Annotated in this window: 16 protein-coding genes; 8 read left to right on the forward strand and 8 right to left on the reverse strand. The window is 58.8% G+C overall.

Annotated elements, in window-relative coordinates; genetic code table 11:
- The first annotated feature begins 390 nt into the window (after nucleotides 1–390).
- Nucleotides 391–867 (forward strand): PilZ domain-containing protein, encoded by a 477-nt coding sequence (locus tag AC2A04_RS16335; RefSeq protein WP_484213428.1) that lies wholly within the window; start codon nucleotides 391–393, stop codon nucleotides 865–867.
- Between the two features lie 503 nt (nucleotides 868–1,370).
- Here AC2A04_RS16335 and AC2A04_RS16340 read toward each other — a convergent pair.
- The 6 genes from AC2A04_RS16340 to AC2A04_RS16365 form a co-directional block, all read right to left on the reverse strand.
- Nucleotides 1,371–1,574: an IS3 family transposase gene (locus AC2A04_RS16340; RefSeq protein WP_484213429.1), complete on the reverse strand. Its 204-nt coding sequence runs from the start codon at nucleotides 1,572–1,574 to the stop codon at nucleotides 1,371–1,373.
- Between the two features lie 561 nt (nucleotides 1,575–2,135).
- Nucleotides 2,136–4,748, reverse strand: coding sequence for a hypothetical protein (locus AC2A04_RS16345; RefSeq protein WP_484213430.1), 2,613 nt, complete (start codon nucleotides 4,746–4,748; stop codon nucleotides 2,136–2,138).
- Nucleotides 4,749–6,232: 1,484 nt separating this feature from the next.
- On the reverse strand, nucleotides 6,233–6,985 hold the full coding sequence (locus AC2A04_RS16350; protein ID WP_484213431.1) for a hypothetical protein: 753 nt from the start codon (nucleotides 6,983–6,985) through the stop codon (nucleotides 6,233–6,235).
- A gap of 336 nt (nucleotides 6,986–7,321) precedes the next feature.
- The gene (locus tag AC2A04_RS16355) at nucleotides 7,322–7,780 is read right to left on the reverse strand and encodes a DUF4402 domain-containing protein (protein WP_484213432.1); all 459 of its coding nucleotides are present in this window, start codon (nucleotides 7,778–7,780) and stop codon (nucleotides 7,322–7,324) included.
- A 175-nt stretch (nucleotides 7,781–7,955) separates the two neighbouring features.
- A complete protein-coding gene (locus AC2A04_RS16360) occupies nucleotides 7,956–8,450 on the reverse strand; it encodes a DUF4402 domain-containing protein (RefSeq protein WP_484213433.1) in 495 nt (164 codons plus the stop codon).
- Nucleotides 8,451–8,829: 379 nt separating this feature from the next.
- Nucleotides 8,830–9,234, reverse strand: coding sequence for a hypothetical protein (locus tag AC2A04_RS16365; RefSeq protein ID WP_484213434.1), 405 nt, complete (start codon nucleotides 9,232–9,234; stop codon nucleotides 8,830–8,832).
- A gap of 687 nt (nucleotides 9,235–9,921) precedes the next feature.
- Between AC2A04_RS16365 and AC2A04_RS16370 the strand changes: the two genes are divergently transcribed.
- From AC2A04_RS16370 to AC2A04_RS16380, 3 genes are all read left to right on the forward strand, one after another.
- Nucleotides 9,922–10,326, forward strand: a complete 405-nt coding sequence (locus AC2A04_RS16370; protein WP_484213435.1) for a PilZ domain-containing protein — start codon at nucleotides 9,922–9,924, stop codon at nucleotides 10,324–10,326.
- A 124-nt stretch (nucleotides 10,327–10,450) separates the two neighbouring features.
- A complete protein-coding gene (locus AC2A04_RS16375; protein ID WP_484213436.1) occupies nucleotides 10,451–11,107 on the forward strand; it encodes a hypothetical protein in 657 nt (218 codons plus the stop codon).
- A gap of 193 nt (nucleotides 11,108–11,300) precedes the next feature.
- Nucleotides 11,301–12,560: an IS701 family transposase gene (locus AC2A04_RS16380; protein WP_484213437.1), complete on the forward strand. Its 1,260-nt coding sequence runs from the start codon at nucleotides 11,301–11,303 to the stop codon at nucleotides 12,558–12,560.
- Nucleotides 12,561–12,820: 260 nt separating this feature from the next.
- Here the strand turns inward: AC2A04_RS16380 and AC2A04_RS16385 are convergent, their stop codons facing one another.
- Nucleotides 12,821–13,546, reverse strand: coding sequence for a response regulator transcription factor (locus AC2A04_RS16385; protein ID WP_484213438.1), 726 nt, complete (start codon nucleotides 13,544–13,546; stop codon nucleotides 12,821–12,823).
- 341 nt (nucleotides 13,547–13,887) lie between these two features.
- Between AC2A04_RS16385 and AC2A04_RS16390 the strand changes: the two genes are divergently transcribed.
- Entirely contained in the window at nucleotides 13,888–14,481 is a 594-nt protein-coding gene (locus tag AC2A04_RS16390; RefSeq protein ID WP_484213439.1) for a DUF4402 domain-containing protein, read from the forward strand.
- A 242-nt stretch (nucleotides 14,482–14,723) separates the two neighbouring features.
- Here the strand turns inward: AC2A04_RS16390 and AC2A04_RS16395 are convergent, their stop codons facing one another.
- The gene (locus AC2A04_RS16395) at nucleotides 14,724–15,131 is read right to left on the reverse strand and encodes a hypothetical protein (protein WP_484213440.1); all 408 of its coding nucleotides are present in this window, start codon (nucleotides 15,129–15,131) and stop codon (nucleotides 14,724–14,726) included.
- A gap of 618 nt (nucleotides 15,132–15,749) precedes the next feature.
- On the opposite strand from AC2A04_RS16395, the gene AC2A04_RS16400 reads away from it, so the two are divergent.
- From AC2A04_RS16400 to AC2A04_RS16410, 3 genes are all read left to right on the forward strand, one after another.
- Nucleotides 15,750–17,480: a methyl-accepting chemotaxis protein gene (locus tag AC2A04_RS16400; protein ID WP_484213441.1), complete on the forward strand. Its 1,731-nt coding sequence runs from the start codon at nucleotides 15,750–15,752 to the stop codon at nucleotides 17,478–17,480.
- Nucleotides 17,481–18,433: 953 nt separating this feature from the next.
- The gene (locus tag AC2A04_RS16405; protein WP_484213442.1) at nucleotides 18,434–19,438 is read left to right on the forward strand and encodes a hypothetical protein; all 1,005 of its coding nucleotides are present in this window, start codon (nucleotides 18,434–18,436) and stop codon (nucleotides 19,436–19,438) included.
- Between the two features lie 51 nt (nucleotides 19,439–19,489).
- On the forward strand, nucleotides 19,490–19,963 hold the full coding sequence (locus tag AC2A04_RS16410) for a hypothetical protein (RefSeq protein WP_484213443.1): 474 nt from the start codon (nucleotides 19,490–19,492) through the stop codon (nucleotides 19,961–19,963).
- Nucleotides 19,964–20,003: the final 40 nt, after the last annotated feature.

The following is a 20,003-nucleotide window of genomic DNA, read 5'->3' on the forward strand; positions in this document are numbered from 1 at the left end:
ACCGGGAAACTCCAACCCGGAGTGGTCCAGAAAATGGTGTCGGATCAAAAAACGGCTCAGCTCTAATCCCAGTTGGAGGAAAGCCCCATGGCAGGTCAAAAGTGATTAGCCGTCCGAGAGCGCTAGCTTATCTCAAAAATGATCGAAGCAAGAATCTAACATAGAGCCGGTTCGTGGAGATTTAATTGATTAAACTTTTCCTTGCTTAGTTTTTTGTTAATCATATCATTCGTCCAAAAGGTTCGTCTTTTCGGCACGCGATGAAAATCGTCATAAAAGCAGGGAAAAAGGCGTGGCAGACGAAAATTCCTAGTCTTGTGAATGCTTTGGTAAAACTATTTTAATATCTCTTATGCGAGACTGAATTTACAATTCAGGGGGAAACTCGGTATGGCGAAAAGTGTAACTCAGTCAGCGCATCAAGCAGCAAATGTCGATCGGCGTAGCGGTGGTCGTAAGGAAATCGGCCAAAAGAGTTCCGTGCGCTTCACCGAGATCAGGGCAGAAATCATTGTAGACGTTCGGGACATCTCCGCGTTTGGCTGCCGCATCACCACAAGTCGGGAGCTTCCTCTAGGCACTGATGTGGTAGTAGGCTTAGGTGGAGCTGGTTCCGTCAACGGCAGAATCATAAATCAACGTCAAAACGACTACGGGATCGAGTTCGAAAAAAAGCTCGGACATGAGGTGCTGGGTAGCGCGTTTAGCGGCACTCAGATAATCTCGCTATTTGCCAATAGGGATCTTAATCAAAGCAGTGTTGAAAAAGTTTTTTCGATCCGCAGCAGGCTTGCAATTATCGCCACACTTTCGATGTTTTCTTGGCTTAGCGTAATAGGCATGGCTGTTTTAAGTCAAAAGGCTTAATTCAATAATATTGACAGCGTCATTATTATCCGCGTTAAATAGTTCCTAATTGCGACACCGATTGTCATTCATTGCCTCAACGAGGAGGCAGTGAGATGTCTGATTTCTCTTGTTTTCCCGATGAGCAGTGGTCTCGGTTCAAGCCGCTGCTTTGGACCGATGTGCTCAGGAAAGCGCGATTGGATGATTGCCAGCGGTCAAGGTGGAGAGTCGACGTTGACGGTTCCGGCAATGGCGCGAAGCCGAGTTCTGGGAAACGGTAGCGGTGATGCTTGCTGAGATCTTGGCGGACAGCGGCCAAAACAGCATCGACGCGCTCTTAGCCGCTCGCGGGCCGGGTTCCACCAGTAAGACTAGCAAGCTGAGGCTCTCGGGCGACTGCTCGCCTTGCTACCGACGGTTGGCGAGGCTGCGGATTGCAAAAGCAAGTCGTGAACCCATAAACGGGATAGTCGGGGTCACTATCCCCTAGTTTTCTAGACGCCTTCCGCTTTCAAAATCTGCTACCGTTCGAACTCGACAGGCGACAGCATTCTTTGCCTAACCTGCTTGCGACCCGGGCTGTAGAACATCACGACATGATCGAGCAGGTCTTGCCGGGCTTCTTCGTGGGTTTTGTAAGTCCGGCGCCGGACACGCTCTTGCTTGAGCGACGAGGAGAAGCTCTCCGCCACGGCGTTGTCATGGCAATTGCTGCGCCGGCCCATCGAATGCGCAAAATTATGAGCTCGGATGAGCGCGTCACAGTCCCTGCTGATAAACTGCGAGCCCTAGTCCAAGTGGATCAGAACCCGTTGCTTTGGCTTGCGGCGCCATACCGCCATGTGCAACTCCAGCACCATCGGTGGCCTGCCGTTCCTGCATCGACTAGCCCGCCACGCAACGGGAATAGAGGTCGATTGTGACGTCCAAATAGGCGAAGCCCTTCAGGGTGTGAATGCAGGTGATGTCCGTCACCAGGCCCGGTCGGGTGCACCATCGTCGGACCGGGTATTCGAGGTTTTTCGAACCCCGGGGACGGATTGCCACTACAAATCCCGGCAGGGGCTTGTAGCCAGTCTGCACTTTGCTATCCGCCCGCCTGGTCAACCAAGCAATGCGATTGGCGCAGCAGTTATCGCCGCGATTGAGCAGATAATCATACAGTTTGCTGTAGCCATAGACACGCTGTCCAGGCCGCCATATCAAAGCTCTTGCGGGCGCTCACACATGAATTACAACGCAGTTGCGGAGCGAATCCCGGCGAGTGAGTTCGTGAGAAAAACGTTCTAATGCGCTGCTCTTCCGAGCAATAACGACACCCGGGAGACCGAGCCCTCTCCTCGGACAATTACGGGGGCAGTCTGCAAGAGCCTGATGCCGAGTTGCTCTGCCTGTTCGGAGACCAGTTCGACGCGGTAGCGGCCTTGCGCGATCCGCTCAAACAGGAACGACCCTCCGGCCCTCGTTCTCGTTACAGCGATTGCTGTCCCGTTTTCGGCAACAAGACGGACGCGCAAGCCCGATACGCCCCGGGTCGCCATTCCATCGGCGAAGACGGCCTGCCCATCGATGTCCTGCAGCGTGACGATGGCAAGTTGCGTGGCCTGTATCCGGCCTGCACGAGCGATAAAAGTCGCGCCGCGACGCGCCGGTGCCATGGCGATGTCCGGCAAGCTGTCAGGATCGACCTGAACGACCGTGCGAGAGCCGTCGCCAAGTCCTGCGACAAGGGCCAGGCCCTCGTCATCGGACTGCGCGTCGCGCCCACCGACAAGAACATGGGCGTCAGGTAGAGGGCGTTCACCGAAATCGGGAAGGCCATTGGCGTTGGCGTCGTCAAAGACCCTTGCGGCAAGGAGCCCGCCGCCTGACAGGCCCGGTGGCTGCAGTCTCCAGCGTCCGTCAAAAGGTGTGCGGAGGAAACCTGAGGACAGCCTGATACCGACAATGTAGGATCGCGTAGGGGTTGTGTAAGATGCATCAAGCGCCAAGCGTATCTTGGCAAACTCATGGCTTGCGGAAAGGCCGAACGTCGTCGCGTGCGCGTCGAAGCTGTGAGATGCGCTCAACCGCAGGGCATTTCGCGTAGATATCTGGCGGTCGATCTCGGTGGCGACAGTTGTCATCCGGGCACCGCCCGAAAGATTGATCCCGAACCCGGCACGCACTCTGGTTTTCCTGCCTGCAAAAACTGCGAGGTCGAAATTGCCGAGCCATTGACTGGAAGACAGGTTTTCGCTGCGGCTGCGCGAATAGTCGAGGGCAGGGGTGAGCAAGGCTGTTCCCAGGCGGAGTGAGGTGCGCAAGGCGCCTTCGGCATAAGATCGACCATCGGCGAAAGTGCGCTGTGCGTAGCGCCCGATGATCGGCAGGCCGCCGGCGCCGACAGGAAGGAGCCCGTTTACATCCAGGCTGGAAGATCGGCGCAGAGGGCTTGTTGAAAATGACTGTATTTCGTCGATGAAGGAGCCGCCATATTCGGCATGCGAAAGCGCGAGCGCAAAGGGACCGACTGTACCGGCGATGGCGCCGCGCAGGCCCCAGCTGCTTCTGCCTTGCCAGGCTGCGTCCAGCTTCACGGGAAAGCCTGCGACTTCGCTGCGCAGCCCCAGATTGCCGGCAAGGCCAGGCAAGGGTGATCTGCGGCCCCATGTCGCGGCAAGGCCGCCAGCAATTGTCAATCTGCTGGACAGACCAAAAGCAAGTCCGGAGACGGCGCGCCACTGGCCCTCATCGGCAGAAGGCAGGACGCCTGGGGCCCGGACTCCGAAAAGCGTGACGTCTTCTTGCGCAATCGCCATTTCATAAGTCAGCTCGCCTGAACCCAGACGACCATCTCCGACGCTGAGATGCCTTGTTTCCTCGCGGGTCTGACCTTGCGGGCCGTAGAACACAAGTCGCATGACATTGCTGCCAAAGTCGAGCGGCACCTGCAGGAACGCGTATTGGCCATTGATCGCAGATCGGGTCGATCCGATCAGCACATTGTTGCGGTAGAGCTCGACTTCGTATCCGTCCGGCAGAGCGCCGCGCACGTCGATCCGGTCAAAGATGGATGTGCGCTCGAGGGGGGCGCTCGAGACAAACAGGCCGCGGCCGGCAATCGAACGCAAGCCGATAGGTTGTGCGAAGGTGGTCACGTCTCCGATGCCGAACTGGGTCGCAGCGAGCGGCCCCAGCAGGTGTCCGTCCGGGTCGCGCCGACCCAACTCCAACCGCGCTCCGGTAACGCCATCGCGGGTCGTCGCCTCGAGATAGGCGCGCGCGGTCAGGAAGGCCAAGTCGGAAGCGGCGCGCAACTCATATTCACCCCGCGGGCCGAAGACGTCGTCACTGACCGCTCGCGCTTCCATGTCCATGATCGGATAGGTTGCAAGGTGCCAAGGCGCAGGGTCGCGTGGCCAGCTATCGGAAGGCTGCGCTGTCTGGCGCGCAGCGAGACGATCGCGCATCTCATCGCGCTTGAGACGAGCCTGAAAAGGGAAGACCTCCAGTGTCGTTACAAGCACGGCCTGGTCGCGCAGATCCACCTTCAGCGACAGGGGGAGCAGGCGAGCGAAGAGGTCCGACCGGACATAGAGCTCGCCGTCGAAGGCGACCGCATCTGCCGGATCGAGCGCTATATGGCAATCCTGGAGTACGAGTGATCTCTCGCGCAGGTTTATCGACAAGGTGCGATTTGGCTCGATGAACCAGCCGCTGGCGTAATGCCCGTCATCGCTGACCGGAATGGCCAGATCGAGCAGCCGGGCAATTTCACCGAACGGAAGATACAGTCCCTGGCGCGTGCCGTACCCTGAGATCGTCTCGTCGAATTCGCCAGATGTGACGCGAAAGGCAAGGATGAGTTCGTCATCGTATGTGATGACCGGCGGCTTGCCGCGAGACGCCTGCTGCAACCCTGGCAGTGCTGGCAAGTCCGCGCGTTGCGCATGCGAAAGTGAAGCGCTTGCCGGTTCGGGTTCGCCTCCGCCGGCCTGCGGGCAGGCCCCAGGACATTTATCGCTCTGCAATGGGGGCGAAAACCCGAAGGCAGGCGCCGGCAATGGTCCTACTGATTTGGAAGTTCCGCCTCCAGACATCTGCGTTGAGGCTTTTGCCAACCGCGGTGCCGAGCGACTTTCCGGAGCGGGAATTGCCCGACGAGAGACCTTATCCCAGGCAAGCGGATCGATGACGTCAGATCCCGCATCTTCTTCCTTCGGCGTCCCGACCGCTTCGCCTTTTGCGCCCGCGTTGTCCCAGGGCATCGAGATGCGCGGCCGAGGACCCGACGCAGGCTCGGACGGCCTCATTTCTGTCGGCATGCCGTTTGGGAAGGCCTTGTCCCCGGAGTCGGACACATTTGGTTCGGACAATGGCACGGTGTGGTGGTCGGAGGACACCGTCGCGCGCGATTCGGGGCGCGGATCGGCATCTTCGAAGATCGAAAACCCCGGGCGGGGCAAAGCTTGCTGATCCTGGACAGAGGCGTTGGCTGCCTCCGGTTCCGCTGCGGAACGAGGGGAGGGGGAACCAAAGAGCGGAACTGGCAAGGGAACCGCAGCAAGAGCCGAAGCGTCAGCGTCGCGTCCGGGACTGTCCAGCGGCGTACCGGCGCTGCCGGTTTGCGGGAGCAGGTCGGGGTCTACGGCGCTGCGGGAATTCCCTTTCCTGTTCTTCTCATCCGCGCTGTGCGATAGCGCAGGTTCGTCCGGCGGGCTTGCGCTCAAGAGACTTTCTGCTTCCGCCTTGGGCAGATCGCCAACCGGAGCGTCGGAACTTTCATCCTCCGGATCGGGAGGAAACTTGGACGGCGATTGGGCAGCCGGCCGCTCAGGTTCGATCGGGGCTGATAACCCGATTGGTAACGCGGCGCCCTTTCCCGCAAGGTCGCCAGGACGTTCTCCTGGTTCAGCTCGCTCCACGGAGCGCATGGTCTCTGCCGTGTCGCGGCCTGAGGCGCGCATGGGCCCTGACAAGGGCATATTGGTGGCAGGTAGCAGCGCGGGTTGCGCTCTGTCATCGCCAGCGGTCCGGCCGAAAGCGCCTTCGACATCAGGCTCCATGTTCGCGCCGCTCTGGTCCGGCTCGGAATGGCCGCTTCTGCGGCGTTGCGCTCGGGACGTTGGTGCCGGATCATCAACGGCACGAGTTGCATTGCCGGAGCCGGGCTTGCGCGAGTTGCCGACTGTCGCCGTGCGAGGCGAGCTATCGCGCCTCCCGCTTGCACGATTGGCGAATGCGACAGAAGGCATTGATGGCCGTAGCGTTACGCGGGTGGCATCGACAGGCCGAACGTCTGAAGACACCTGGCTGTCCTCGCCGTCGAGAAGGACCGCGCCCACTGCGAGAACGGAGCCTGCGCCAGTTACAACCGCGGCATCTCGCAACCTTGGCCGTTTCACGGTATGCGGTAGTCCCTGCGCGCAAGCACTGTCCCGGGCGCAAAGTCATCGTCGACATAGCTTACAGACAGCGGGACCCCTGCATGCAGCATATTGGCCGGAAGCGATGGATCAACGGGCACGAGAACCGTCCTTGACGTGATTTCGGTGTAGAGACCAACCCCGCGGACAATGGCCACTGGCTTAGTCGTTCCGGTCGTCGTGATGACGATATCGCCGAATGCGGACCGTGTGCCCTCTCGCGTCAGGGTCACTGAAATGGCTTTGCGTCCGTCAGGTGCTTCGCTGAGGCGGATATCGCTTATGCCTGATTGCAGCGTGGTCTGGCCGACGCGCACGATAACCGGGATCGTAATGCCAAAGCGTGGCAGGATTTGCACCCCGATTCCTGTGGACGCTTGTTGCCCGGTTGCCGCCTCGATCGAATCCGTGTCCGAATTGACCGGGGGCACGGCGATAATCGTGAAGTGTGCCCGGTATTCACCGGCAGGCAGCTGCGCCGGCAAGCGCGGCATGATCCGGACGGTCTGGGACTCGTTGCCGGGGAGCTGGACATTGCGCGGCGACCATTTCAGCATCGTGCTGGCTGGCCGGTAGCTGGCGGGGATCGCGGAAGGCTCTTCGTCCGCGAGGTCGATGATGCTCCCGTCAGGGCGCATGATCTTGTCGTTTATGGATATCTCGTACTCGCCGGTTACAGCGGTCCGATTGTACACCCCGATCGTTCCGATCCGGTCGCGGTCGGTCAAGACCAGTCTCTTCGGGTAAAGGTTGATGTCGCCAAGGCCGCTCACTGCGCCTGTGGGCAAGGATGGCCCCACAGATGGCGCTTCCTGACAGAAGACGGGTGTGCACGAAGCGAGCAGGGCCATCGCACCCCATCCGGCCGAAAGGGTCGAGGTCACACGCATGTAAGCCAAAATCCTATGCAAGACCGAGCCTTGACAAGGATTACGGACAAATACCTAAGCTTGGCAACGTCTTCAGACGCGTCTTCTTTGGTCCGTTATGGACACAACGAATTAACTGTATGATTTAAGAGGGAATACAGTCGTCCTCTTGGCATCGAAATCTGTGGATTTGGTTTAGTCGTAAAAAACCGTCAGGGTGTACTGGCCGCTGTATCTGCCGACCGCCTGGGCGCCAGCGACCTGAAGACGTGCACCCACAGCTATTGTAAAGGTTCCGCTGGCGCTCAGGTTAGTGCCGCTTGACGGCACGTTGTCGGTAAAATTGCTGACGCGCATCGTTGCCGCGCCATTCGAGATATCTATCCGGTTGGGGAGATTTACCCGAAAGCTGCGACCCGGCTCGCCGGAGACGAGGAAATGACCCGCTCCCCGCCCGCCAGAGAATTGCACCGTGGCAGGGGCGCCGGACATTCCGCCAGTTCCCGTCACTGTCCCCGTGGCCGAGATGGTGAGGTTGCCCGCCGACGTCGGCTGGAAAAACCGGCCAAAACGCAAGTTGTCTATCTCTGCCACCTGAAGTGAGGCGACCACCAAAGCTCTTGCCGATCCTGCACGCGTGTCGGCGTGCGCCACGGAGGACCAGCACACGCCGCAGGCAATCACAGCAAAGCTTTGAAGCCACTTTGACGTACGCATGATCCCCCCGGGAAAGGCGGCAAGGAACGGGGAGATCCTTGCCGAGTCTCAGATGAAGATGGCGAGTTGAAACTTGCCAGACTGCACTAACGCCAGCCTGAACAAACGAAGGTCAGTTGTAGGTAACCGTCGCGTTGTAGGAGCCGGTGTAGCTTCCGGCAGTCTCGGTGCCCGCGACAGTGAGCGTGCCGCCAACTGCAAAGCTTGCAGTACCGGTGCCGCTCAATGACCCGGTGGCCGCCGAGGGGGAGGTGGTAAAGGTCATCGAAGCGGCACCGTTGCTGACCGTCCCGCCGGTCGTCGAGATAGCAAAAGTCCGGTTCGCTTCACCGGTCACGGCAAAACCGTCCGCGGAGTTGGCGTTGCCGCTGACGAAAGTTACGTCGCCCGAGGCAGAACCCGAACCGGACGACGAGACGGTCACGGAACCACCCGTGCCCGTGGTAAACTTGCCGAAGTTGAGCGAGGCGCCGCTCGTGTGCTGCAGCGTGATCGGTGCGATCACGGTGGCAGTGGCGGTGCCTGAAGTAGTGGCGGTGTTCCCGGCGGCAAATGCCGGCGACGAAACGAGAGCGGCAGAAACCGCAGCAATGACGAACGACTTCATCCTGTTAACCCTCTTTGCCGGGATCAGATGATCTGCAACATGCATGGTATGCTTACCGTCTGAGGACAGATCCCTATGTCCTTCCACTAAGGGTTAGCGCGTAGATCTTAACAAGCAGTTATCCACCGCAAGGCAGCAATTCTGCGGAAAAAGGGGCAATGGCGCCAGACTGTTCGGTCAGACCCTAAGTATCTGACCTGATGTCGTTATTGCGATAAACACACGATCAACTCAACAACATGGAATCGCAGCTGGCGCGCGTGTCATGCGCCCTGGCCTGACCGGGAACGCAGTTGCCGTCTCGGCTAACGTCTTTAAATTTCCGGACTTGCGAGCGCTCATTGCAAGGGGAGAGCTTGCCTTCCAGCGCGATCAGTCGTCACTCAAAAGCGACGATGGCAGACCTTGAAAATCCGCCGGGAGTCAGGAGGTGCCAACTGCGATCCGTACCATTGGTGACCTCAAGCCCCCTCGAACGCAGGTCGTGGCAGGCTGGCATGGGACTGCATCGTGGGCGTGTTTTGCCTTTGTCGTCTTCCGGCAATGCACTGACGCTTGCTATTGCGACGGGATCGACGATTTCTGCATTTGCGACACCCGGAACCTGGGCGGCATAAGCGCTTTTGGTAATCGCCAGGAGAAATGCCGGGCCGATGATAAGGCAATGCCAGTGCGATCCGATCACGTCCGGGGTGTCCTGCAATCGTGGTCCAGAAGAGCCACGACCTTGAAGGTCAATCTGGCAAATTTCGGGTGTCCGTGCGATAGGGGATGCTACGGTCATTCTTCGATCGACCATCCCGGGATGGGACAAGCAGCCTCGTGACCTCCCGATTGCGGCGTCAGGCTGGATCGGGAGCTTGCGACTCCGGCCGTCTCTGTGTTTCGCAAGCTGGTGACGGCGCTGCGACCACTTTCCTGCAAGACGAGCGCCAAAGGGCTCCAAGAGATGCGGGCTTTCCGAAGGGTGGGGCACAATGACCAAGCTGCAAGCCTTCGCTCAGTGCGCGCAAAATCGATTGAGGCAAGGCGCGCGCTGACCGCAAGTCGATTGGGACATCGAGCGATCGGAGCATGCTGCGCTTGGTTCAATGTTCGCTTGTTTGGCCAAATGTCGGGAGGACTTTCGTGCGATTGAAGCTTGAATTCGCTGCGCTGCTGGTCCTTTTTCTCGGGGGGATCGCGTTCGTCTCGTGGCGCGTTCTCCATAACATACTCGGATGAACCGTCATCCGCACCCGGCGTGATGGAGACCTGGTCTGCGCTTTCCTGTCAACGACAGTAGGGAGGTCAAGGTTCAATCGATGAGCGAATGGGCGGCGCCGCCGCCCGTCTTCGGGCCGCAGCCAATCTTCAAATTTTCAGAGAAGTGCCTGCACGTTATAAAAGCACTCATCGGAATGAAATTTGGGACCTGTTAAGATTTCAGGCAGTACAAATATTCTTTCGCACAAGGGTGTGGGAAGGTCAGATGGACATTTCGCCCGAGACGCCACCGCAGGATGTACGTGAGGATCCCGTCCGCGTACGTGGACTTGTCCCAACCCATTTCAGAATCGCCGATTGCGGCGAGTTTAGTGCAGTCATCCATAACGTATCGCATGGTGGACTTTGTGCATCCACATTCGAACGCATCCTTGCGGTTGGAACCCGACTGTTCGTCGCCTTGCCCTCAGGGCAGGAACAGTCCGGCATTGTCCAGTGGGTGCGGGATCGCAAATTCGGCGTCAAGTTCGACGAAGTGCTTGCGAAAGACAGTTTGCAGGCGTTGCAAGAGTTCCGGACTACCACTGCCAAGCAGGGCCAATGGGAGGTTTCCCGAATGCATCTCGTGCAGACACTGCCGCCTGCCATCGAAACCCTGCGCCGGGTCTGAAGCAGGCCTCTTCCGATCGCGGGTACAAAGGCGGCAATCCGGACGTAATCGTCCGGCAGGCATTAACCATGTTTCAATTGGTGTAGGATCAGAACACGCCTTGGGCTGCACAAAGGGCAAGTTCATGATCGAAGGGCAAGCAAGCAAGACCTGGCCGCTGGATCGGCTCGCGCAACACCCGCACGGCAGATCTCTTCGCAAAGTGATGGTCGCAGCAGTCACGGCTGCGCGGGCGCACTGGTGGGACGTGCTTTTTCGCAATCCACGCCCAGTGCAAGCGCCGATGTGTGCCAGGTCCCGGGCCGAGAGGGATTTACGAGTAGGCGACACTGAGTTTGCGAAAATCGCCCTGAGGCTGGAGCGTGATGTTCTCGTCTTTTTGCGCGGGGACAAGACTGCCGATGCGCTGAAGCACCAGTTTCATGACACCCTGCATTGGGTGGATGAGGCACAGCATCTCGTCGAAAAGGCCATGGGGCAGGGTGACTTCGAAATGGCGTATCTCGAACAGCGGCGCAAGAGCCTGGCCGACCTTCAAACCATGGTACACGGAAAGCTGGATTGGCTAGCGCGGCAAGCTGATGGCTGCAGTCAATTCGAGGCACTGGCGATGTCGGGCAGTGTTATGCACTTCCTCGTCGCACGCAATGACGCTGCCCCTGCCTGGCAGGTGCTGATGAACTGGAGCAGATGCGATGACATGATCCGGGGTTTTTCGCCAAAGCTGGGCAGCACGATCGCCTTGCCTCGTAAGGACGTGCTGGACTGGCATGCACGGTGAGCGACCCTAGTAAAACGGCATCGACGCCGGCCGCCTGCAACTACCCTGTCGCGGGGGTGGGGGGCATTGCGTCCCGATCCGAGGTTTATGCTGCTTTTTTACTAGCACTACTTTGGCAGAAAATGCGATCTTTGGGATTCCCAAGGCGGGAAATCACTGATTCAAAGGGAGCCAGCTTTTCTGGAGGCTGGTGATGGAAGCAAATTGGCGGCAGGAACTGGAGACGTGGCTTGCGCCGTTCGCCTCGGCGTTACGGAACAAGACGCGGCGTCGGATGTGCCCGGCTTACATCGCGGGGCTGATCGGGCCGGGTGACCGCAAGAGTGTCCAGCCCATGGCGGCACGGGACGACGAGGTCAGCTACGACCGGCTTCATCACTTTGTCGGCAGCGGCGTCTGGGACGAAGCTCCGCTTGAGGCGGCGTTGCTTGCCGAGGCGGACCGACTGGTTGGTGGTGACGATGCCTGGTTGATCATCGACGATACGGCCTTGCCCAAGAAAGGGCAGCATTCGGTTGGCGTGGCGCCGCAGTATGCCTCGGTGCTCGGCAAGAACGCCAACTGCCAGACGCTCGTGTCGGTAACGCTGGCATCGCGCAAGGTGCCAGTGATGGTGGGCTTGCGCCTGTTCCTGCCCGAGAGCTGGACGAGCGATGCGGCTCGCCTGAAGCGCGCCGGGGTTCCAGAAGAGCTGCGAGCGTACCGGACCAAACATGAGATCGCGTTGGCCGAGATCGACAGGATCCGTGCCGCAGGCGTTCGCTTCGGCTGTGTCCTTGCCGATGCTGAATACGGCCTCTCCGCATCCTTCCGGCAGGGCCTGAGTGAGCGAGGCCTCGCCTGGGCTGTGGGCATTTCGTTCAAGCAAAAGGTTTACCCTGCCGACGTCAGCATGATCTTTCCCGTTGCCGGTCGCGGACGCCCGAGAAAGAATGCGATACCCGACGTTACTTCGGTATCGGCACAGACCACGCTGGAGGCAGCAAAGTGGCGCCAGGTCAGTTGGCGGCGTGGCAACGAGGACAAGCTCGCTGCCTGCTTTGCCGCAATGCGCGTGCGGGTCGCAAACGGACCGCCGCAGCGTATCCACGATATGGGCGCCCAGCATCTGCCTGGCGGGGAAGTCTGGCTGGTCGGAGAACATTGTTCGACAGGCGAGCGCAAGTACTACCTCTCCAACCTGCCTGCCGACACGCCGATCAAGCACCTGGCCGGCGCCATACAGGCACGCTGGGTCTGCGAGAAGGCCCATCAGCAACTCAAGGAAGAGCTCGGCCTCGACCAGTTCGAGGGGCGGACATGGACAGGTCTGCACCGACACGCACTGATGTCCATGATCGCTCTCGCCTTCCTCCAGTCACTTCGCCTCAAGCAGGCGATGGAGGGGGGAAGAAAGAATTGCGGACCCACCACCGAAACCGAGCCTGCCAGCCAACAGACAAGCCATCATTGACCGCCTCGACAGGCCGCCGGAACCAACCATGCTCGCACTGCGGATGCCGCACCAGTGACCTGCCAACCAAACATCTGCCAAGGTCGTGTAGCCATAGCACTTGCACATGGCAGGGACCTTCGAGGTTTTGTTGCGAGAGCCAAGCACCATGGATGCCAAAGGGGGCGGTGACCCGGTCTCGCAACTCTTGAAGGTCGGGTCGCACCCTTCCCTGATTCAAGATTCCTGCCCTCAATTCTTGCGCGGCTTTGACCAATTCGTCAGACCTGGTTTGACGCCTCCAGGTATATGCGGATGGCCTCGGCGCAGTGGTGCGCACCGATCTTTCCCATCATTTTCATGCGATGGATTTCCACAGTCCTCGGGCTGATTTCGAGGGCCCGGGCGATTTCCTTGTTCGAACACCCCTTGGCCAGGTGTGACAAAACTTCGAATTCGCGGTGCGATAAGCGCTTCACCTGGCGCCGCGCTTCAGCTTTGTGCTGCTGAGCTTCGAGGATTTCAAGTGCCTCGGCATGGCAGGACTGAAGCTTGCGCGCGATTTGTGCGGTGGAGGCAGCGCCGACCAGGTAATCGAGCACGCCGGACTTCAACCCCCGGACAACCGCGTCGATGCTCAGCTGTTCGGCAAACCCGAGGAGCGGGAGCCAAAGTCCGCAAGCGGTAAGGCGTTCAACGACTGCAGGGCAGAAGCCGTCCTCGGTTTCTCGCGCCAGGACAACCCCGCTTGTCGGTGCATGCTCCACGAGCTCCTCGATGTCGGTGTAGACTTCGGCATGGTGGCCCAGGGAAAAGACAAGCCGTGCCATCTGGGCACGCTCCTGTTCATTTCTAGAAACGATGTGAACCGTCAACCGGACGAAGGCTTCGGGAGCCTCGCCAAGACCGTCGGCGGTTGCTGCCATGGCTTTTCCAATTGTCGGGAAGCCCACAACTGTACCTGTGAAGTCGGTCCGTTCAATAACCAGCTTTTCCATCAGCGACATAACGTTTCCCTCCAGCATGCCCGCTTCGGCATCGCCTAAGGGAAAATCACATTCCCGGGTTAACAAGCACCGGGCGGTCGTCCTACAGTGCTTCCCTTAGGGAATTTACTTATTTTGCTGTGCCAAAGCAGCAAAAAAGTGGGATTATCTTATTGCAAGCGATTGAAATCTAAGGACACCATTACCCTGCGCGCAGAGAAAGGCACTTTTATTAAGTTCAAATTTACCCGTTCCGCTAAGAATTTTCTGATCCCGAAACGCGGCATTGGCGCTGCGTTGCCATGCTGACGGTAGGGCTCGTTTATCCTTGCGGCGGACAGCCACCGATTTACAATTGCCACATGCTGGTGTCGAAGACTTCCCTGCGACCTGCGACCGCAATGCGCAAACCGGGTTTGCTCTGTCTTGCAGCAGCGGTCGACCTTGCCGCCATGCCGCGATCGGTGTCGGCCCAGGAACTGCCACGGATTGGCGACCTTGAGGTCGTGCAGCAGGAGAGACTGCGGTTTGGAAGCATGGTCGTACCGGCCCAGGGCCGCCGAACGGTTACCGCCACCGGTTCCGTCATCGATGAGGACGTCTTGCCTTCGGTCTGGCCGGACCAGGCGGGGCCTGGCCGTTTCACCGTAACGTATGACCGAGGCAACAATGGGCGCCAACCACTCGACATCGAAGTGCTTGTCATACTGCCTGTCGCCCTCGACTATGGCACAGTCGGCCTTCGAGCCAGACTCACCAATATCGTGAGCGATGTTCAGCCTGCCACCGGCCAGACAGCAACGATCCGCCTCAGAAATTGCGTTACTCGGGTTTGCGCTGCAACGTTTCGCATAGGTGGCACACTATCAATCAGTCGAAACCAGGGCGGGGGAGCGATTGTCTTGGATGTGCCACTCCAAGCCAGCGTGATCCGCGTTGCGCGCAGCGCGCAATGACCTGCGCGTGTCACCTGCGTCGCTTGCGCTGATGGCAGCAACACGTCAGGGCTCAAGCGCTGGCGGGTTTTTGACCGCCTGTTACCGGGCGCTCATAGACGACACTTTCAAAGCATAACGCCATCGGCAAATGACGAACTTTGGGCCTAATTAAAGCCAAGACATGTCGAGCGCACGGGTGTGCTTTTTAGTTGCGCGGAACGTCAGCTATGCCAATTCCCAAATCCGCATCGGGGAATGCGTCACGCGGACTCAAAGGTTTTTGCCGGGAGCCCTTGCCGCATCAAGTTCACGAGCGACTGCTCGTTGAGCATTACCCAATAACCGAGAACTTCCGGAGCGATCTCATCAGACAGCAAGAGCTCAATTTCATTTACCAGCCGGACCTGATCTCGCTTGCTGACGCGTTTCATGGCAGCATTTGATGCCAAAGCATCAAGATTCTGCCAAGAAGAAATTAGAACTTGGTCATCCGGAAACTCACCAACAACAACCATTTTGGCTTTCTGCAATAGAAAAGTTGGCCTTTTAGAAAGGCCTGACCAAACGGAGTGGTTGCCACTCGCCCTGGCCATGGCGCACGACCGGAACCAATTTGCACATGCGTCGAGCCTGAAGATATCGGTGACTGCGCCAAGCAGGGCCAACATGCGCCGACAGTTCGCTCGGCTGCTTGGCAGCCGCATGACCTTGCAGCGGGGAGTACATTGTCCTTTTGGTAATCTCGTCATTGCTTGCAGGGCGTGACTTTGCGCGAGCCAGGACTTGCTTCCTCAATGAAAATCGGGGCCAACGCGTGCTATTGCGCGAGATATTGTCCCCCTCGACGATAGCGCAGGGCCACCGTCCGGAAGCGGGGGCCCGGGTCACGTGCAGGTTGCGACCAGTCGCCGTTGCTTGGGCCGTCGGGGACCATCGGCGCCACCATGCAGGTCATGAACAGGTGCTGAGGCGCGGCGTGGTGGTCTGCAATGATTCTTGCGGGGAGCCTGGCCTCGGCGTCCGCCATTCCAGCTGCAGGTCACAGGGGTTGCGCTCCAGGTCTCGGCAATGTCTTGCGGCCGGTCGGGTTCGAATGATGCGATCCCTTATGCTGAACACGCCATTAAGGATTGGGCCTGTTTGAAATCAGCACGTTGCTCAGGGCAGCCAGCACTTGCGCGAAAACGCGGATAAGCAAACGGTCGGAGCGGCCGGCTGCCGAATGGTTAGTCCGATCACGCTAACGGCGGCCTCTGCAAACGATATCAGAAACGAGGCGCACGGCCATGTCTATCAGTATGCGGATAAAGCGTGGTGGCATTGCGATCGCTAGTGCATTCGCGGTCCAGGCCGGAGCAACACTCTTTATCGAACACAGCCTCGTTGCAGCGGGCGACCAGGAGCGGGTCGCGTCGGAGGCGATGCGACATCATATGCAAGCAGACATGCTTCATGACGGCATTCGCGGATCAGTCTACAGGGCTTTGTACCTTACGACACTGGCAGATATCCCGGGGCGCGATGCCGCTGTACAAGAGGTCCGTGACTACAGCGCGGAGATGCAATCGGAAATCGATGCCAACCGAAAACTGCACCTTGCCCCCGATGTTGCGATAGCGTTGGCTGGCGTTGGCGAGGAACTGAGTACCTACACGCACGCTTCGATCGAGATTGCCGAATTGACGCAAACGGATCCAGGATCGGCCGCGCAGCGCCTCGACCGTTTCGACTCTGTGTTTCATCAACTGGAAGTGAAGCAAGAGACGGTTGCCGACCGTATCGAGAGCATGGCGCGCGACGCAAACGACCATGCCAGATTCCTGGGCACGCTGTCCCAGATATTTATACTCGTCCTTTCGATCCTCTTTGCAGCGCTGCTGGCCTGGGCACTTCGCATGCTGCGACAGATGGTGGTTTCTCCGCTTTCGGTGCTGTCCACACAGCTCGAGGATATGACGCAAGGCGACTTCTCTGCGGAAACGACAGTCGATCGCGACGATGAAGTCGGCGCAATCCAGAAGGCGGCCAAGGCGTTTCGTCAATCGGCTTTGGAGCGCGAGAAAGCGCAGCAGGATCAGGCGCAAGCCGTTCAACAGATATCCTTGGGACTCGATGCCCTGGCCAAGGGCGATCTCACTTGTCGGATTGACCAACCCTTCGTCGACGGCCTTGATGGGCTACGCACCGCCTACAACCGAAGCAGCGAAACGCTTGCCCATGCTTTGTTGGAGGTCTCGCGCTCGGCCGCGCGCGTCTCCACTGGCGCCCAGGAGATTGGAGCGGCTTCCCATGATCTTGCCCGGCGTAACGTCCGTCAAGCTGCGCATGTCGAGGAAACCCTTGCGGCCATGAACCAGGTGTCGGTCCTCCTGCGTGAAACCGCTAGCGGATCGGATATTGCGAAAGGTTCGGTTGACCAGGCGTTTGCCGAAGCAAGCGACAGCAGCAAGATCGTGGGCAAGGCAACGCAGGCGATGGCTACGATCGAAGCATCGTCGAATGAGATTTCGCAGATCGTTGCCTTGATTGACGGGATCGCGTTCCAGACGAATCTGCTCGCGCTCAACGCAGGCGTCGAGGCGGCACGAGCCGGCGAAGCGGGCAGGGGCTTTGCGGTCGTCGCGAGCGAGGTCAGGGCGCTGGCCCAGCGCAGCGCGGAAGCTGCGTCCGACATCCGCAGCCTGATCTCGCAATCAGGCGCACAAGTCGAGACAGGCGTCGCGCTTGTCAACGATACGGGTATGGCCCTCACACGGATTCTTGAACGCATGTCTGAGATCCGCTCGCAGATTGAAACGATCGCGCAAGGCAGTGCTCAGCAGTCTGCAACTGTTTTGCAGATCAACGGGACCGCTCGCGAGATGGATCAGGTTACCCAGCAAAACGCGGCGATGGCCGAAGAGTCAGACGCCGCAGCACAGAACCTGGCAGCCGAAGCCAACGAATTGAACAGATTGGTGGCGCAATTCCGGATCAGCCGCGAGACCAGCCATCGCAGGTTGTCCCAGGCAGCCTGATGGGCCTGCCAAAGACGTGAAGCCTTGCTCGCATTCGCTTTGGAATGGAGCACGATAAAAGGCGCTGGAGTAGCCTGTCCTTGGGAAGCGCCAACGCCAGGCTGCTCATGCCCAACACGAGACGAGATCGTAAACAGTCGTCGCAATGGGCCGCACGATGGCACAGCGTCGCTGGACACTCTCGTCGCAGCGGTGTGGGGCCATCGTGCGGGGCAGTGGACGATGTTGCGATCGCAATCCTGCAATGCCTTGATTTTCGCGCCGGGTATTCTGTCTCAAGGTCCTTCGGGTGGCCAATGCGTTTTCACGCGACACTCGCTTGTTGAAGCTGACGAGCACCCTTTGTGGCGTCTCGCGCACTTGCGTGTCGGCAAGCCCTGATCGTGCGCTTTGAATTGCACGCCATCACAGGCGTAAATTGGCACTTGAGGTGGACCTTCGACTCGAACTGTCCTGCAAGACACAGGAAATGAGACACTGACCGGTCGCGCGCTACGATCTAGGCGCCGATGACGCGTTGCGATCACCAAACATCGTATGCGAGCGCGAGCCTTGCGCAGGAATGAGGTCGCGCCCAATGTCGGAGATTGCTGGCGATGCGTCCACGACCACATCATCGGAGGCGTGACGGGGAGCTCCGTTTACCTGCACGTGGACGCAAAAATATCGCGCTAAATCATACCTTTGGACTATAGTAGCGATTACTTTCAGTCCATGTACGGAAGCGCGATTCACGCTCATGACATGCGGCATGTCACGCCAGTGGCGAAGTTGGAAAATCCATCAAAATTTTCTATAAAGCTCATGTACTTGGGTGATAATCAGATAGTCAGGATAGCGGCGAGAATTAAAACCATTATGACAAGGATTACAACCCTGCGTCGTGAGTGCACTGAACGGGTTAATCATCGATACGTAATTTTGCTAAGGATATTACCATTCATTAACCACCAATGATCTATTCGACGCTTGCCATGAACAAGCACCACACCCTTCTCGCCGTCAGCACTCTGACCCTTGCAACCCTTGTCGCGGGCCCTGCCTATGCCGCCGGCGTGGCCGCCGGGACGCTCATCCAGAATACGGCGTCTGCGACATACAACTCTGGCACAGCCACAGGCAGCGTCCAGTCGAACACAGTCGAAGTAAAGGTCGACCAGTTGCTCGATGTTGCTGTCGCAGGTCTGGACACGTCGCCGGTAACGGCTACTTCGACAGCGGCAACGCTGACCTATGAAGTGACCAACACGGGCAATGGTGCCGATAGTTTCAATTTACTTGTCGACCCAGCGGTTTCCGGCAATGCCTTCAACGGAACCATCGAGACCGTCGCTGTCGACAGCAATGCCAATGGCCAGTACGATCCTGGCATAGATGCCGTTGTGACCGGCTCGGCAGCTACACCGTCGATGACCGCTGATGGCAAGCTCAAGGTTTTTGTTGTCGTAAGCCTGCCCAACGGCGCGTCCGACGCACAGACGAGCCAATTGCGTCTGACCGCGACCTCCATCATCGGATCCGGCACGCCTGGTACCGTGTTCGCTGGAAAAGGGGTGACCGGTGTCGATGCCGTTGTCGGTTCTTCGCGTGCCACGCAAAATGCACTTGGCTCTGTCATCGCCAGCCTTGCTGCAGTGTCCCTAACCAAGACGGCCGTGATCGCCGACCAGTTCGGAGGAACTTCGACAGTGCCTGGTGCGGTCGTGACCTACCGGATCGTTGCGCATGTCACCGGCACTGGCACGGCCGAAGGTCTGCATGTCACTGACGTCATCCCTGCCGGCACCTCGTACCAGGCGGGATCTCTTAAGATCGGGACCACGTCTCTGTCCGACGGTTCGGATGGCGATGCCGGCGAGGCAAGCTCGGCCGGGATCGATGTTGCATTGGGGAACATGGCCGGAGGTTCGCCCGACAAGGCTGTCACCTTCCAGGTCAAGATCAACAGCACCAACTAAAGCGGGTGCCTTGTTGCACCTCTCACGTCGCGTCATTCGGGAAGATGAACCATGAACAAAGTCACATTCGCGTGCATCGTGTCCACAGGTCTGCTGCTGGTGTCTGCTCCAGCGTTTGCAGCGCCCGAGAGCGTCGTATTGAACGGCGAAGTGAAGCAGGACAAGGTCGTCAACGAGAACGGAATGGAGCGCCACGTTCTTGTGATTCCCGAGAAAGTCGTCCCCGGCGACAAGCTCATATTCATCACGAATTTCGCGAACAATGGCAGGCAGGCGGTCAACAACTTCGTGGTGACCAACCCTCTGCCGCAAGGCGTCATCTATGCCACCGACGAGTCGACCAGCGCTGTTGTCTCCGTCGATGGAGGCAAGACCTGGGGGCCCATTGACACGCTCAAAGTTGCTGACGGGCAGGGCGGTGAACGCGCAGCACAGGCCACCGATGTGACGCATGTCCGCTGGACTGTCGCGGCAATTGCGCCGGGCGGTACGGGAGCAGTCCAATACCATGGAGTCGTGCGCTGAGCCGTGCAGCTTGCGCGTACTGAACGCAGAGGGGGAATAC

This window comes from Novosphingobium sp. HNCC26DJ243, from assembly GCF_057180545.1.

Coding starts and splice junctions, on each gene's coding strand:
- AC2A04_RS16405 (WP_484213442.1), top strand. CDS start 18,434: ATGATCTATTCGACGCTTGCCATGAACAAGCACCACACCCTTCTCGCC.
- AC2A04_RS16380 (WP_484213437.1), top strand. CDS start 11,301: ATGGAAGCAAATTGGCGGCAGGAACTGGAGACGTGGCTTGCGCCGTTC.
- AC2A04_RS16335 (WP_484213428.1), top strand. CDS start 391: ATGGCGAAAAGTGTAACTCAGTCAGCGCATCAAGCAGCAAATGTCGAT.
- AC2A04_RS16410 (WP_484213443.1), top strand. CDS start 19,490: ATGAACAAAGTCACATTCGCGTGCATCGTGTCCACAGGTCTGCTGCTG.
- AC2A04_RS16365 (WP_484213434.1), bottom strand. CDS start 9,234: ATGACCGTAGCATCCCCTATCGCACGGACACCCGAAATTTGCCAGATT.
- AC2A04_RS16370 (WP_484213435.1), top strand. CDS start 9,922: ATGGACATTTCGCCCGAGACGCCACCGCAGGATGTACGTGAGGATCCC.
- AC2A04_RS16360 (WP_484213433.1), bottom strand. CDS start 8,450: ATGAAGTCGTTCGTCATTGCTGCGGTTTCTGCCGCTCTCGTTTCGTCG.
- AC2A04_RS16390 (WP_484213439.1), top strand. CDS start 13,888: ATGCTGGTGTCGAAGACTTCCCTGCGACCTGCGACCGCAATGCGCAAA.
- AC2A04_RS16395 (WP_484213440.1), bottom strand. CDS start 15,131: ATGTTGGCCCTGCTTGGCGCAGTCACCGATATCTTCAGGCTCGACGCA.
- AC2A04_RS16375 (WP_484213436.1), top strand. CDS start 10,451: ATGATCGAAGGGCAAGCAAGCAAGACCTGGCCGCTGGATCGGCTCGCG.
- AC2A04_RS16400 (WP_484213441.1), top strand. CDS start 15,750: ATGTCTATCAGTATGCGGATAAAGCGTGGTGGCATTGCGATCGCTAGT.
- AC2A04_RS16385 (WP_484213438.1), bottom strand. CDS start 13,546: ATGTCGCTGATGGAAAAGCTGGTTATTGAACGGACCGACTTCACAGGT.
- AC2A04_RS16340 (WP_484213429.1), bottom strand. CDS start 1,574: ATGGGCCGGCGCAGCAATTGCCATGACAACGCCGTGGCGGAGAGCTTC.